General features: G+C 39.3%; 8 protein-coding genes. 2 read left to right on the top strand and 6 right to left on the bottom strand.

Going from position 1 to position 15,777, the window contains the following annotated elements; all coding sequences use genetic code 11:
• Nucleotides 1-16: 16 nt before the first annotated feature.
• Entirely contained in the window at nt 17-2,194 is a 2,178-nt protein-coding gene (locus H148_RS0104825; RefSeq protein WP_029033794.1) for an endo-1,4-beta-xylanase, read from the top strand.
• Between the two features lie 588 nt (nt 2,195-2,782).
• Here the strand turns inward: H148_RS0104825 and H148_RS0104815 are convergent.
• From H148_RS0104815 to xylE, 6 genes are all read right to left on the bottom strand, one after another.
• Nucleotides 2,783-6,994 carry a hybrid sensor histidine kinase/response regulator transcription factor gene (locus H148_RS0104815; RefSeq protein ID WP_051286178.1) on the bottom strand — a complete coding sequence of 1,404 codons (4,212 nt, stop codon included), beginning with the start codon at nt 6,992-6,994 and terminating at the stop codon, nt 2,783-2,785.
• Between the two features lie 248 nt (nt 6,995-7,242).
• Entirely contained in the window at nt 7,243-9,234 is a 1,992-nt protein-coding gene (locus H148_RS0104810; RefSeq protein ID WP_245583384.1) for a sialate O-acetylesterase, read from the bottom strand.
• A complete protein-coding gene (locus H148_RS0104805; protein WP_029033790.1) occupies nt 9,179-10,306 on the bottom strand; it encodes a glycoside hydrolase family 43 protein in 1,128 nt (375 codons plus the stop codon). The genes H148_RS0104810 and H148_RS0104805 overlap by 56 nt, the downstream gene beginning before the upstream one ends.
• A gap of 129 nt (nt 10,307-10,435) precedes the next feature.
• Nucleotides 10,436-11,752, bottom strand: coding sequence for a xylose isomerase (xylA, locus tag H148_RS0104800; protein ID WP_029033789.1), 1,317 nt, complete (start codon nt 11,750-11,752; stop codon nt 10,436-10,438).
• Between the two features lie 2 nt (nt 11,753-11,754).
• Entirely contained in the window at nt 11,755-13,248 is a 1,494-nt protein-coding gene (locus tag H148_RS0104795; protein ID WP_029033788.1) for a xylulokinase, read from the bottom strand.
• 1 nt (nt 13,249) lies between these two features.
• Nucleotides 13,250-14,863, bottom strand: a complete 1,614-nt coding sequence (gene xylE / locus H148_RS0104790) for a D-xylose transporter XylE (RefSeq protein WP_029033787.1) — start codon at nt 14,861-14,863, stop codon at nt 13,250-13,252.
• A gap of 157 nt (nt 14,864-15,020) precedes the next feature.
• Here xylE and H148_RS0104785 point away from each other — a divergent pair, with 157 nt between their 5' ends.
• Nucleotides 15,021-15,737 (top strand): NUDIX hydrolase, encoded by a 717-nt coding sequence (locus H148_RS0104785; protein WP_029033786.1) that lies wholly within the window; start codon nt 15,021-15,023, stop codon nt 15,735-15,737.
• Nucleotides 15,738-15,777: the final 40 nt, after the last annotated feature.

The following is a 15,777-nucleotide window of genomic DNA, read 5'->3' as shown; positions in this document are numbered from 1 at the left end:
TAAAAAAGTTAGAAAAATGAAACAATTAAAAGCAATATCAGTATTTATACTTTGCACAGTTCTTTTGACAGGATGCGAAAGGGAGATCATGGAGTGGGAAGAGAGACCTGAGGATCAGCAAATAACCACGGCAGAACTACCTTTAGAACTGGAGGAAAAGATTGCCAGATATGAAGCATTAAAAACCTATACAGATTATATATTGGGCGTAGGTATCATCCTCGACCTTTACATGAATGATGAACTTTACAGAAATATTGTAAATGAAAACTTTGATGAAGTTACTGTAGGTTACGCCATGAAACATGCTGCAATGGTAAATGCAGAAGGGGAAATCAATTTTCAACCTATAGATGATTTTGTTGCACTCACAAACGAAGCGGGAGTAGATATTTATGGACACACGCTAGTGTGGCACGCTAACCAGAATGCAAGTTATTTGAACAGTTTAATAGCTCCAACCGTTATCCCGGGATCAAGCGGTTCAAATGCATTGGATTTGTCAGGATTACAGGATGGTAGCTTTACCGGTTGGGGAAAGAATAATCCCGGCGACGGTATTACTATCGTTGAAGGTGAAGGCCTTGCAGGCGGTGAAGCAATTGAATTAATTGCAAGTTCCGGTTCTGCAAATGCATGGGATTTACAGCTTGCCACTCCTGCAATTCCTGTTGTGGCCGGAAATGAATATGAAGTTTCATTTTACATTCGATCTGATCAACCTGGACAGGGACGTGTTTCTTTTGTCGGACTTGAGAATAACTATCCATGGAAGGATTGGTTAGGCACGGGAAGTCAAACTGAAGCTTTTGAAACCACTTCGCAATGGCAGCAGGTAAAATTCACTGTGAATGATTTTACGGCTGAGACTTTTGCTATGAATCTAGATCTTGGTTACATTCCAGGGGTGACCTATTATATTGATGTAGATAGTTTTAGTGTAGTAGATCTTGATGCTGAAACTGAGGTTGTAAATCTTATAGGCAACAGTGATTTTGAAGCTGGTAATCTTGACGGATGGAATGGCTGGGGAAATAGCTCTACAAGAGCAGTTTCTGCTGAAGGAGAAGGGTATGACTCTGGTTATGCCATGGTTTTAACCAACCCGACTGAAGCGCAATTATGGGAAGCGCAGCAGTTATACACTTTTGATGAGCCTCTGGAGGCAGGAACTGAGTATACCATTTCCTTCTTTATAAAAGCAGACTCACCCGCTACTATTCAATTTCAACTTCAAAATCCCGAGTATGCTGCGGATTATTCCGGTCCTATTGAGGTGGGAACAACCTGGAGTCAGGTGGTAAGAACTATTACACCTACTACAGATGATCGTAATAAATTCGTTTTTGATTTTGGACAAACAGCAACTACTTTATACATTGATGATGTTGTGGTAACCTCTGGCGAAGTAGCCACAGGAACCGGGCCGGTTATTATTGAAATGTCAGAAGAAGAGAAAGCTGAAGTTATTGGTGAAGCTATGGAATACTGGATAACAGAGATGGTTTCTCGCTATACAGATGAAGTTACTGGTTGGGATGTAGTAAACGAGCCTATGAGAGAAGGAGGTAGTCTTCGAGATGGAAATGTTACAGATCCTGCGAGTGATGATTTCTACTGGGTAAAATATCTTGGTAAAGATTACGCTGTTACTGCTTTTAAACTGGCACGGGAACATGCCGAACCATCAGATGTGCTTTTCATCAATGATTACAACCTGGAAGCCAGTATGGCTAAACTAGATGGTCTAATCGAATATGTGAATTATATAGAAAGCCAGGGAGCTACTGTTGATGGGATTGGAACCCAAATGCACGTAACTTTAAATACCAGCCGGGAAAATATTGTTGAAATGTTCCAAAAACTTGCAGCTACCGGAAAGATGATCAAGATATCTGAACTGGATGTTAGACTTGGAACGGCTTCCCCAACAATGGATCAGTTAATTGCGCAGGCCGATATGTATCAGTTCATCCTGGATTCTTTCAGTGAAATTGTTCCTGCAGCTCAGCAATATGGAGTAACAATTTGGAATGTTTCTGACAATCCGCAGGAACATGAATACTGGCTACCCGATGAGTCTCCTAACCTTTGGAATGCAGATTACGAAAGAAAACCTGCTTATAAAGGAGTGGCAGACGGGCTTGCCGGTCGTGATGTAAGTGAAGATTTCACCGGCGATTTAGAATTCTAAAGTTTAGATTAGTCATAGTAAAACAAAAAAACCGGGCATAATTGCCCGGTTTTTTTGTTTTACTATGAGTTTTTTTAATATCTGGTGATCAATTTTACCAGACTGTCTAATTACAATAATCGAATGAAAAAACATAATTGACCTTTTAAGAAAGGTAATTCTGAAAGAAGATTTTTTCAAGGCTATGGAAAGAAGCACAAATAAACCGCTGTAAGAAACATGAATCAGGATAATCTTCAATAAATGCATCGACTGGTGCTTAAAGATCAGGGAGAAATGGAAAATGTAACTCCAGTTCATTTCATTCGATATAATCCCGATAGCGGCTCACTTGAATAGAATTTCAAGACATTTACGTGATTACGAAAATAATTTTTGAGATTGTGAGGGAGCTGTAGAATTGAATAAACAAGAAATTCAGACTGTACAGATTTTAAAAAAGAGGGCTCAAAAATGTCATTTTAAAAACCTGTTGTGGAAACTTTCAACACGATCTTTCCACAATATTAGGAAATATCGGGAGGTGTAAACCGTGCTAATTTTCGTGCCTTTTTTCAGGCTTTTATAGCTATTTAGAAAAGCAATAAGCTACTCCTCTTTTATTTCCTTGGGAAGTACACCAAAGTGAGCTTTAAAGCATTTCGAGAAGTAGGAGGGAGACGAAAAACCTACGTTATAGCTTATTTCACTTACAGAAGAATCGCTACTTTCCTCAAGAAGTTCTTTTGCCCGTTCAAGGCGAATTTTTCGTATAAGTTCATTGGCAGTAAGTCCGGTTAAGGTTTTGATCTTTCGGTAAAGCTGACTTCTGCTAAGATTGAATTCGTCTGCAAGTTTTTCCACATTTAAATTCGCTTCCTTTATATTTTCCTGTGTATACCTGATGATCTCCAATATAAATTGTTGATCCAAAGAGGTAGAATTAGGCTCAATTTCCGTTTTATTGAAATCCCCCATGAACTTTGAAAAAAGTAGGGCTCTGTTTGAAATAAGCTGTTTCAATTGAGAGCGCATAATTTTCATCTCAAAAGGTTTATTTAAATAAACATCTGCACCTGCTTCAAAACCTTCTACCCAATCATCTGTCATGGCTTTTGCTGTTAACATCAATACGGGGATGTGGCTCGTCTTAATGTCTTTTTTCAATGTGGAACAGAATTCAATTCCATTCATTTTAGGCATAATCACGTCTGTGATGACAACATCGGGCATGTATTTTTTAGCCTTTTCCAGTCCTTCCCGTCCATCTTCGGCTACTACCACTTTATATTCAGCAACGAGTTCCTGCTGAATGTATGACCTCAACTCCAAATTGTCTTCTACAACTAAAACGGTTTTTTTATGGTATTCTTCCGGATCTTTTGGATATTCGATTTCCTCTGTTTTGAGGTCAGGTTGATTTTCGACAGATTCAGAATTTACTATTTCTGAAGGGTCAAAGTGTTCTTTATCTAGTGGAATTATAATTCTGAATTTTGTTCCTACACCTACCTCACTTTCTACCTCGATATCTCCTCTATGTAGCTCAACAAAACTCCTTACGACCTCCAGTCCTATTCCTGTTCCACTATAGTATTGTTCATTTCGCTCCTTTATTTGATAGAACCTATCGAAAATTTTATTGAGTTCACCGGGATCAATTCCTTTTCCTGTATCTTCTATATTAATCTCCAGAGCCTCCAAAGGGGTAGTACTATCTATAAGCTTAAAAAAATGTTCCTTCTTTCTGGCTACTATTGCGGTGATTATTCCGTTATTGGGAGTGCTTTTAAATGCATTGGAAAGGATGTTAAAAAGAATTTTTTCAATCTTATTTTTATCAGCCCATACCTTTGAAACTCCATTATCTGTTTCTATTGAAAGCGCGATGTTTCTCTGCTGAGCCTCTTCTCTAAAATATTCTACACTTTCATGCAGGAGTGCCTCCACATCAAAACAGGAAACATTAAGAGGGATTTTATCAAACTGAAGTTTTCTGAAATCCATCAGTTCGTCAATAAGCCGTTTTAACCGAATGGTATTTTTGTTAATGATCTTAAGTTTTTCCTTAAGTCTTAACGGAAGTTTGCCTTCTTGTAAAATGTCCTGAAGCGGACTTGAAATAAGTGTCAGCGGGGTTCTGAACTCGTGAGAGATATTTGTGAAGAACTGAATCTTTTTGTCATTAAGGGCCTCTTCATGAAGATGTCTTGCCCTTTCCTGTTCAATCGCGCGCTTTGTTTTTACTCGTAAATTGATGAAACGGTAAGAGGCATAACATATACTTAGAAAAACTACGAGATAAAGGAGAATTGCAGTATAGGAAAACCACCAGGGACGAAGTATCTCTATTTCCAGAGTCGTTGGTTCATCCTTCCATATTCCATCGCTGTTCGTGGCTTTTACTTTAAAGGTGTATTTTCCCGGCGGCAGGTTGGTATATGTAGCACTTCTGGTGTTTTGAACATAGTTCCAGCTGTCTTCAAACCCATCAAGATAATAGGCATATTGGATCTTTTCGGGTCTTGTAAAATCTATTGGGGCATAATCTATTGTAAACACCGAGCTTGAATGGCTAAGTGTTACTTTTTCAGTTTGCGAAATTACCTTTTCTAATGGAGAGCCCTCTTTCCCGGGTTGCACAGGCTCATTGAAAATCTTTAGATCTGTGAGATAAATGTTTGCCGGATTCTTGTTGATTATAAGCTTATCGGGATTAAAAAAATTGACTCCTTCATAAGAACCAAAATAAAGTGTTCCATTTTGATCTTTATATGCCGTGTTATTGTTAAAGTCGTCACTTAGTAAACCGTCATTTATAGAAAAGTTTTTCAAGGTATTGGTGTTCCTGTCCAGTTTTGTAAGTCCATTGTTACCGGCGGCCCATATAGAACCATTATTATCCTGGATAATTGATGATACCGTTATTTTATCAAAACCGTCTTCAGGTTTAATCCAGGAAAAAGAATCCTTCTTCATATTATAAACACCAAGACCGGAACTTTCTGTTCCTATCCAGATTCTTTGAGATGAATCTTCATAAATATCCAGGATTTGTCCGTTGTAGGATTGATTGTTCGAGTTTTGATAAAATCTGGAGGACATCACTTCAAGATCAAAATCCCCATTAATAATTTTTAATCTGAACAAGCCTGAACTTCCACCAATCCAGATATTATCCCTACTGTCCACATAAATTCTTCTAACATCACTGTAACTTATTCTTTCTTCTAAAAATGGCTCATGATCGTGAATAGTAAATTTTTTAGAAACCGGATTGTAAGAATGAACGCCCCGGGAGAATGTTCCAATCCAGATAGTGCCTTTTGAATCTTCAGAAAAGCTTAAAATCCGGTTAGAAGCTATTTCACCATTGGTATTTTTAACGCTGTAATTTCTAAAGGAATTCGATCCCTTCGCCAGGAAATAGATTCCGTAATCCCATGTCCCAACCCAAATATTTCCTTTGCTATCGATAAAGAGAGTCTGAACATCTGGCGAATCGAGACCATTGGCGATGTCATTCGGGTTATTTAATAAATGAGTAAAGGTGTCCGATTCTGGATTGTAGACATCTATGCCACCACCATCCATACCAATCCACAATCTTCCTCTTCTATCCTTAAGAATGCCGGTAACAGAACTTGACTGAAGGGAGTTTGGATTGTTTAACTTGCTTTCAATATCGGCAAACTTGTCGTAGGCTTTATCATAGATGCCAACGCCATTGTTATAATAAGCAATCCAGATTCGTTCCTGGTCGTCTAAAAATAAGGACCAGATCGAATTTGATTTTATACCATTATCATCAAATTTATCATTCAGGTAATGATTTAGGATATTTCCATTCCTGTCTATCTCAAACATCCCATCGTTCTCTGTACCGCACAAGATGGTTTTACGCGGGGTATCCAAAAGGGAAAGAATTCTTTTTGTAGTGATTGGAAAATGCTCAATCACATATCGACCATTTTCATTTCCATCTACTTTATACAAACCTTGTGCTGTGGTACCAAGCCAGAGGGTTCCTTTGCTGTCCACCCTGGTGGTTTGGATATGAGCAGCAATTTCTTCCTTTCCCTTGAATGTTATGAATTCAAAAGGGACTACTTCCTGAGATTCCTGAACATATTCGAAAAGACCTTTATCTGTGCCTATTAGAATTTTATTATCAAAACGAGCAATAGAGTTTATTAAAAAATTTCTAACCTCCTCAATGCCCTTTATTTCAATTTCTGAAGTTTTTAGAGTTCGAGGATTTATTATATACAACCCATGTTGATGTGTGCCTACGAGGATATTATCATTTGCCATTTCAAGAATGGCATGTACTGCAATATTGGGGACTTTTGATTTTCCTGAAAAATTGATTCTGATAAAATTGTCTAAGTCTCTGTTGTAAAGATCCAGTCCTGCTTCTGTACCTGCCCATAACCTGTTTTGGCTGTCCAGGTAAGTGATGTGAACCAGAGAATTACTTAAACTTGTAGTATCTCCCTCCTTAAACCGATAGGAGGTATAATCTAAGCCATTGTATTTGTTAAGTCCCAACCCATTTGTCCCCATCCATATAAAACCCTGCTGATCCTGAGAAATACTGGCGACAGCTCTTTGAGTAGGAATACTTCGCAGGGTCTCAAAATGATATTCCTGAAGTACTTTTTCCTGTCCGTAAAAAGGATTTACCAGCAAAAGAAAGATAGCAGTAGTAAAAGAGAAAAAAACCGCTTTACCCTTTCTGGTTTTTATCCTGCGGAAGTATGCAGCCAATGGTTGCAGGGCACTTTGGAAGATATTACATAAAGATAATTGCCCGGTCATTAATAAATATTAGATTTAAAGAACCTCATTTAAATTTATGAAAATTGAGGTCCTGCTTTCATCCTGAAGGATTTAAATCAGAAAAATAATATGTTTAATTAAAAACAATTTCTGTTCCACGTTTCCTTAAAAAGTTTTTATTCTTCTTTTTAAGGAATTATTGACGAAAAAGGCCATCATTCCAAATTTTACAATTTGGAATAATGGGTGCTAATTGAAATGATGAATTTTTGGAACTTAAAATATAATTAATCCCAATCATCTGTTCTAAAAGGAGATGCAGGCAAGCCTTCTTTGTTGTAAAGATTTGCGCTTTCAGGGTTGTCTGCCCAGGCATATCGTACGGCTACAGGTTCCTTAATTTCCGGATGATACACAAGAACTTTGTCTCCAATGATTTTTGCTTTTGCCCATTTGAATTTACCGTCTTTGCCTGCGAGGGCAAAATGAGAGAGAGATTTGCCATTTTTTGATATTAATCCTCCACCAACATTTTTAAAAGAAAGAATGATAGAATCTCCTTCCCTGGAAAAAGAATCAAAGAGAGGTCCGGCAGGAACTATATCTTCCTTATAGGCTACTTTTTTAGCTGTCCGGGCCAGTCGTTCTCCAATATCTTTTTTGTTGAGTGGGTGTATGTCATTCCATTCACCGACATCTATGGCAACTGCCATTCCGGTGTGAGGTACAGATAGAGTTTTTCTCTGAGCCTCTCTAAGCCTGGCCCAATTACTATCGCCCGGTTGGTCTTTGCTTTCCATAAAATTTGCAAGCTGCACATATAGGAAAGGCAAATTTTCCTGTCCCCATTTATTTCTCCAATCCTGGATTAGAGTTGTCATAAGAGCTTCGTATTCTTCGGGGGTGTCGGCATTAGATTCTCCCTGGTACCAAATAATACCTCTGAGTGTATAATTGGTCAAAGGATTTATCATTGCGTTGTAAAGACCCAGAGGTTTCCATCTAATAAAGGTTTGTCCCTGTAGACGTGGCATTTCAGCACCTAATTTAAATTTCCAGGTTCCGGTAAGGTCTATTTCTTCTTCCCCGGAAATAAGCTTGTATTTCTTATCTGTAACAAATCCTCCCTGCCCACTTTCGTTAATGATCCTAATACTGATAATATTCTCCCCCGGTTTCAAAACTTCCGCAGGAATTTCATAGCGCCGTGGAGGATATTGGTATGTCGTGTTCCCGATAAATTTTCCGTTCACAAAAACAGAATCTGCATCTACTATTCTTCCCAGTAGAAGTTTTGCCGGTCTTTGAGCCCAATCCTCCGGAAGATCAATTTTTTTCCGGAACCAGACAACTCCATTCTTAGGTCCCAATTCTGTGTCTGCCCAGTATCCAGGAATGTTCATCGATTTCCAGGAAGAGTCATCAATATTTGGAGATTTCCAGTTTTGTGCAAGACCCTTATCCTTTTCCTGAATTTCACTATACCATTTCCCAATACGGGTTCTGTCAGCTTGTTCTATGCTGTCAATAAGAGTGGGATCTTTATAACGTAAAGCCTCCTGGTAATGCTCAGGGAATTTTTTTAAGGCATCTTCACTAATCCATGCTTCAGCAGGAGATCCCCCTAAGGCAGAATTTATAATACCTATTGGAACATGATATTTTTCATACAGATCTTTGGCAAAGAAATAAGCTACTGCAGAAAATTCAGCAATATTGGTTGGGGTGACAGGCTTCCATTCTCCACCCTCTAACTTTTTTTTAGCCTCTGCAAAGTTATAGGTCTTTGGAACTTCAAAGAACCGTATTGCTTCGTTAGATGCATTTGCTATTTCCTCAGGATACAAAGGTGCGACTCTGGACATGGATAGTTCCATATTCGATTGTCCAGATGCAAGCCATACATCACCAAGGTATATATCCTCGAGATTAATTTTATTAATACCTGCGATTGTCATTCGGTAAGGTCCTCCTGCGGGGAGTTCGTCAAGAGAGATTGACCAGTTACCATTATCATCTGCAATAGTCTTGTACTCTTCTCCAAGGAAAGAAATAGAAATGGGCTCCTCTTCAGAAGCCCATCCCCATATATTTATCTCTGCATCTCGTTGCAGTACCATCCCGTCATTAATGAGCTTTGGTAGTTTGACCTGTCCAAAACTAACGAGGGAAGAGCTGCTAAAAAGGAGTGCAGTAACAAATAATCTTAGTATTAACATTTTACTAAAGATCAATGTCATCCTCATCTGCAAATGAGCTAATAGTCTTAATGGTTCCATCTTCGTTATATTCCATTTCTGCAACCTTCATACTTCTTAAATATGTTTTCCCACCCGAAAGGGAGCTGTCGTGATAAAACAAATACCATTTACCATTGTGTTCTACTATAGAATGGTGATTGGTCCATCCCAAAACCGGCTCCAGGATTACTCCCTGATAAGTAAATGGTCCATAAGGACTGTCTCCAATGGCGTAGGCAATATTATGAGTGTCACCGGTAGAGTAGGAGAAATAGTATTTGTCGTTATACTTATGAACCCAGGCTGCTTCAAAGAACCTTCTTTCATTGTCCCCTGTAGTAATGGGATTTCCTTCCTGATCTAAAATCTCAACATCTCTTAACTCCTCAGCAAACCCCATCATATCATCGCTCATACGGGCTACCTTTGGATTCAGTGCAGGTTCGTCATCTGCAGGATAAATGTCATCTTCACCCTGATACACGTTATCGCGATATCGCTGAAGCTGTCCTCCCCATATTCCTCCCACATACATATAGTATTCTCCGTCTGTATCTTTATACACGGCAGGATCTATACTGTAGCTGTTGGCGATAGGTTCATCTTGTGGAGTAAAGGGTCCTGCGGGAGAATCCCCAACTGCAACCCCAATTCTAAAGATGTCATTTTCATCCTTTGCAGGAAAATAGAGATAGTACTTTCCATCTTTTTCGGCAGCATCCGGTGCCCATAATTGTCTGCTGGCCCAGGGCACATCATCTACGTCGAATACCATTCCGTGATCTGTTACTTCACCTCCCACACTATCCATGGAATATACATGGTAGTCTCTCATGTTAAAGTGTGCACCTGTATCATCTTCGGGAATTCCGGAGTCCCAGTCATGGGAAGGATATACATAGATTTTTCCTTCAAAAACATGAGCAGAAGGATCTGCAGTGTAATTGTCTGTAACTAATGGTTCTGAAGCAAATTCGGGTAATGTATCATTTGAAACATTAAGATTTTCTTCCGTCTCTTCAGACTTACTTTCGTCACGGCATCCTGTCAATACAAGAACTGATAAGAAAAGTAAAGCGGTTTTTTGAAATTTTTTTAAATTCTGTTCCATCAAGGTAAATTTAGTGAGTAATGTAAAAGGATCTGTGGTAAGTTTTAATTAAAAATAATATGGTGTGTAAAACCGAAGCCATTACGGCTCCGGCTTTTATATTTGGTCGAAAATGGTGTTACTAAAATACTAGTATGAATTTGCAATAATTTGCTCTAGCAACTCCTGCTTTCCGCTTATTTGCTTTGGTTCACCATTTTCACGTCCTATTTTACTAAGTTCTTCAAGAGAAAGCTCTCCCTTTTCAAACTTCGCTCCGTTACCGGAATCAAAGGATGCATAGCGATCTTTTCGAATCTTTTTATAGTTTGTATTTTCAAGAACATTATTAGCGCAGATCAATCCTCTGGCGAATACATCCATTCCGGCAATATGTGCGATAAATTTATCTTCCAGGTCGGTTGAATTACGACGTACTTTAGCATCAAAATTAATTCCTCCGCCCTGTATTCCTCCACCTTCAAGAATGATGAGCATTGCCTGAGTTATCTCAAAAATATCAATTGGGAATTGATCTGTATCCCATCCATTCTGATAATCTCCTCTATTCGCATCAATGCTTCCCAACATTCCGGCATCAACAGCCACCTGCAATTCATGTTCAAAGGTGTGGCCTGCAAGAGTACCGTGGTTCACCTCAAGATTTAATTTGAAATCATTCTCTAATCCATATTTGTTGATGAACTGGAGGGAAGTGGCTGCATCATAATCATATTGATGCTTGGTAGGCTCCATTGGTTTGGGCTCAATAAAGAAATTCCCTTTAAATCCTTGTTTGCGGGCATAGTCTTTACAGGTGTTCAGAAAACGACCAAGATGGTCTAATTCTCTTTTCATATCTGTGTTTAGAAGGCTCATATATCCTTCACGGCCACCCCAGAAAACGTAGTTTTCTCCTCCAAGTTCCATTGTAGCATCCAGGGCAATCTTGGCCTGGGCCCCGGCAAAGGCTACTACATCAAAATTAGGATTTGTGGCTGCACCATTCATATAGCGGGGATTACTAAAAAGATTTGATGTTCCCCAAAGAAGTTTGATTCCGCTTTCCTTCTGCTTTTGTTTAGCATATTCGACCATTGTCTGAAGTCTTTTTTCAAACTCCGCCAGGGTTGGAGCTTCATCTACGACGTCCACATCGTGGAAACAGTAAAACGGGCTCCCTAACTTTGTCATGAATTCAAAAGCAGCGTCCATTTTGTCTTTTGCGCGTGTAATTGGATCATTGCTCTTGTCCCAGGCAAAAGTTTCTGTTCCGGGTCCAAAAGGATCTGCTCCCGTATTATTGAATGTGTGCCAGTATGCAGTTGCAAACCTTAAATGTTCTTTTAAGGTTTTTCCTGCAACTACTTTATTCTCGTCATACCACTTAAAAGCTAAAGGGTTGTCACTATCTCTACCTTCAAATTTTATTTGGTCAATGTCTTTAAAAAATTTATTTGTACTCATAATTAGTCATTTTCTATTTTAATATTCATTTTCCATTGTTCATAAATGTCCTGATATTTTTGGGACAGTTCCTTATTAGGCTCTAAGGTTTCCAGGCATTCTAATTTTCCCAATGCGTCCTTCAAACTGTCATAGTAACCAAAACCATAGGCAGCGCCCCTGGCTGCTCCTTCAGCTCCAGAGGTATTGTAAAGTTCAAGTTTGGCCTGAGTGGTGTTGCAAAAAATTTCTCTAAAAACCGGACTGAGGAAAAGATTTCCTTTTCCGGCGCGCACCACTTCTCCAGATGTACCCAGAGATTTAATGACATCAAAACCATAATTCATTGCAAACACAATACCTTCACATGCTGAACGAATTAAATGCGGGGGTTGATGGATATTAAAGTTAAGATTTTCTATGCCGGAATTTGCCTGTTTATTGTTAAAAATCCGTTCCACACCGTTACCAAAAGGATAAAATCGAAGATTTTCACTGCCGGGTTTTACCTTTGCAGCTTCCCGGTTAAGTACATCATAGGAAAGGAGTTCCTGGTTACCCACAGATACCACTTTTCGTAACCATTGATATAGAATTCCCGAACCATTAATAATCCCTAGGAGTCCGTTACGCTTTTCTTCCGGAGTATTACTTACGTGCAGAAAAGTATTAATTCGGCTTTTTTCATCATACACATCCTTATCGGTAACTGCGTAAATTACAGCAGAAGTTCCTGCTGTAGTGGCAATTTCCCCGGGGTTCAAAACATTTAGAGACAACGCGTTATTTGGCTGGTCTCCTGCGCGATACGTTATTTCCACATCACTGTTAAGACCTAATTCGCTTGCCACATCTGCATGGATTTTTGCCTGATGTCCAAATGTGGGTACGATCTCTGGTACAACTTCTTCAGGAAGTCCCATTTGTTCCAGGATTTTTTTGGCCAGTTTTCCTTCAGAAAAATTCCACAATGCAGCTTCAGAAAGACCGGAAGATGTAGTTTGGGGAACTTTGGACAATTTTGCCGCTATATAATCGCCGGGCAGCATCATGTATTTTGCTTTGGCGAAAAGCTCCGGCTCGTTTTCTTTTACCCACTTGAGTTTGGAAGCAGTAAAATTTCCGGGGCTTCCTAAAATTTGTTTTTGGCAATTTTCCAGCCCAATTTTATCGGCGGCCGCATTTCCTATCTCTGCTGCCCGGCTATCACACCAAATGATGGAAGGTCTTACTGGCTCCAGATTCTCATCTGTAAGAACCAGACCATGCATTTGATAAGCTATGCCAATACCTTTTACTTTTTTAAGGTCCAGGCCCTTCTGGCTTAACTCGCCCAGTCCTTGTTTTACATATTGCCACCATTTTTCAGGGTGTTGTTCTGCCCATCCAAACTGTGGTGCAATCATTTCCATCTCAAATTCGGGAGCGGTTACAGAACCTATAATTTTCCCTTTTTCAGCATCCAGAAGGGATAACTTTATAGAAGAGCTTCCCAGGTCAATTCCTAAAAAATACATATTAATCTTGTTTTTTGCGAATCCACAGGTTTTCCATGTCTTCGAGTGTTCTTCCTTTAGTTTCCGGTACATATTTCCAGATGAATAAGCCGGAAAGGATTGCCATTATTCCATATATCCAGTATGAAAAGCCATGATTAAAACTTTCAACAAGAGCTTCGTTATTGTTCATCATTGGGAAAGTCCATGAAACCGCCAGGTTAGCAAGCCATTGTACCGCTACGGCAACTGCCATGACTCCTTTGATCTTGTTTGGGAAAATTTCCGAAAGCAGTACCCACACTACAGGACCCCACGACATTGCGAAAGCCGCTATGTATAGTAGCATAAGGAGTAAAGCAGGAAGTCCTTCCACCTCAAGGTAAAGAGTGAAGCCCAGGCCTATCATTGCAATTGCCATAACAGCGCTACCTATCATCATTAACTTCTTTCTTCCAAATTTATCTACTGTCATGATTGCCAGTACAGTAAACAACATGTTTATAGCACCTACGATAATAGTTTGCAGCATAGAAGCATCTGTTTCCATACCCATTCCCCTAAAAATTTCGGGAGCATAATAAAGGACAACGTTAATTCCCACGAATTGCTGAAAAATAGAAAGCATAATTCCTATTACAACGACTCCCCAACCAAATGTGAGCCAGTGTGATCTGGTTCTACTGAAAGAAGCTTTAATTTCTGCTAAAATCTCGGTAGCTCTTTCGGGTCCGTTTAATTTTGTAAGAACTTTTATGGCATTCTCTTCATTGCCTTTCATGGTCTGGAATCTTGGGGTTTTCGGGACCATTAAAAGGAAAAGAAGGAATAAAAGAGCGGGAATACCTTCAGATAAAAACATGAGTCTCCATCCTGTCTCATTAATCCACTCCTCAGTTTGTCCGCTAACGATAAAGTAATTAACGAAATAGACGATTAGCATCCCTGTAACGATTGCGAACTGGTTAAAAGAAACCAGTTTTCCCCTGATATCAGCAGGGGCCATTTCAGCTATATAAAGTGGCGCAAGCATACTGGCAAGCCCCACTCCAATACCACCAATTATCCTATAAATTATAAACGAAGAAAGGTTATTTCCAGGAAATATATCCATGGCTTCAGGATAAGCTGAACCACATGCCGAAATTAGGAAAAGAAAGGCCGCTACGATTAAACCGTTCCGGCGGCCAATTGAATTGGCAATATTATCTCCAAAAGAGGCCCCTATTATACATCCCACCAGTGCACTGCTTATCATGAAGCCCAGTATAGAGTTTCTAAGGTTTTCTGTAAGAACATCGGGCAAAGCAAGAAACTGGAAATAGTATAAAGCCCCACCTATAATAAAGAATAGAGCAATGATCGTGTATGCTGTACTGCGTTTAAAAAATTTGAGGATAAAAGAACTAAAAAGCAGTACAATCGCACCAATACATATACTTAGAATTACCTTGAACTGGAAAATACTCGTGGCTGCAAACACTGGATCTGATTCCAGTGCAAAGATGAAATAATTTTCAAGAGCCCCTACAGCCCCGGATATCACTGCAGTGTCATAACCAAAGAGTAGACCGCCTAAACTGGCTACCACCGTTATGAGATAAATGCTTTTCTTACTTGTGGGTGTTGTCGCCATCTATTGAAGTGTTAAATATATCTTATAGTTTATTTGACTACAAGTTTAAATATTAATTTTTACTTTAGCAATATATTGATAACATATTCCTGAGTTTTACTATATATTTTGCCAGGTTGCATTCTTCAATTTGGCAGTCCAATAATTTGAGCCTCGTATGCACAAGGATGCCGTAAATAATAAGAAGGATTTAATTGAGACCGATGCCATGACGTCAATTACTATTGACTGCGTGATCTTTGGATTTCAGGAGGGGAGCCTGGAGATTCTGTTAGTAAAGCATGCCGAAGGAATCAGTAAAGGGAAATGGGGTCTTCCGGGAGGATGGATAAAGAAAAAGGAAAGTACCGACGCTGCAGCTTATCGTTTATTGCGGGAATTAACAGGATTGGATAAGTTATTTCTGGAGCAGCTGAAGGCTTTTGGTGATCCAGACCGGTTTCCTTTGGATAGAGTAATAACCATAGGATATTATGCGCTTGTGAAGCGGGAAAATTACAGGTTGAAGGCCGGTTTTACGGCTTCTGAGGTAGGTTGGTTTAAGATGAAGGATATCCCGGATCTCATCTATGACCACAACCAAATCCTGAATTTCAGCCTACGACATTTGCGAAACCGCATCCGTCAGGCTCCTATCGGATTTAATCTTCTACCAGAAAAATTCACTCTTTTGGAGTTAATGCATCTTTACGAGGAAATATTGGGAATTGAGATGGATAAACCCAATTTCCGAAGGAAAATTTTAAAAATGAAACTTCTACGTGATCTCAATGAAAAACAGGTAGGGGTTTCTCACAGGGCGGCTAAGCTTTATAGTTTTGATGAAAAAATTTACCACAAGTTGACAGAAAAAGGCTTCAATTTTGAATTTTAGAGAAGGAGAAATTGAAGCTTTTGTTAAAAGGTTTACCTGT

Origin of the sequence: Salinimicrobium terrae DSM 17865 (assembly GCF_000424665.1) — a bacterium.
Classification (GTDB): domain Bacteria; phylum Bacteroidota; class Bacteroidia; order Flavobacteriales; family Flavobacteriaceae; genus Salinimicrobium; species Salinimicrobium terrae.
The sequence above is the reverse complement of the archived record's forward strand: the minus strand, read 5'-3'. Positions and strand labels throughout refer to the sequence as shown.

Coding starts and splice junctions, on each gene's coding strand:
- H148_RS0104795 (WP_029033788.1), bottom strand. CDS start 13,248: ATGTATTTTTTAGGAATTGACCTGGGAAGCTCTTCTATAAAGTTATCC.
- xylA (WP_029033789.1), bottom strand. CDS start 11,752: ATGAGTACAAATAAATTTTTTAAAGACATTGACCAAATAAAATTTGAA.
- H148_RS0104825 (WP_029033794.1), top strand. CDS start 17: ATGAAACAATTAAAAGCAATATCAGTATTTATACTTTGCACAGTTCTT.
- xylE (WP_029033787.1), bottom strand. CDS start 14,863: ATGGCGACAACACCCACAAGTAAGAAAAGCATTTATCTCATAACGGTG.
- H148_RS0104805 (WP_029033790.1), bottom strand. CDS start 10,306: ATGGAACAGAATTTAAAAAAATTTCAAAAAACCGCTTTACTTTTCTTA.
- H148_RS0104815 (WP_051286178.1), bottom strand. CDS start 6,994: ATGACCGGGCAATTATCTTTATGTAATATCTTCCAAAGTGCCCTGCAA.
- H148_RS0104810 (WP_245583384.1), bottom strand. CDS start 9,234: ATGGAACCATTAAGACTATTAGCTCATTTGCAGATGAGGATGACATTG.
- H148_RS0104785 (WP_029033786.1), top strand. CDS start 15,021: ATGCACAAGGATGCCGTAAATAATAAGAAGGATTTAATTGAGACCGAT.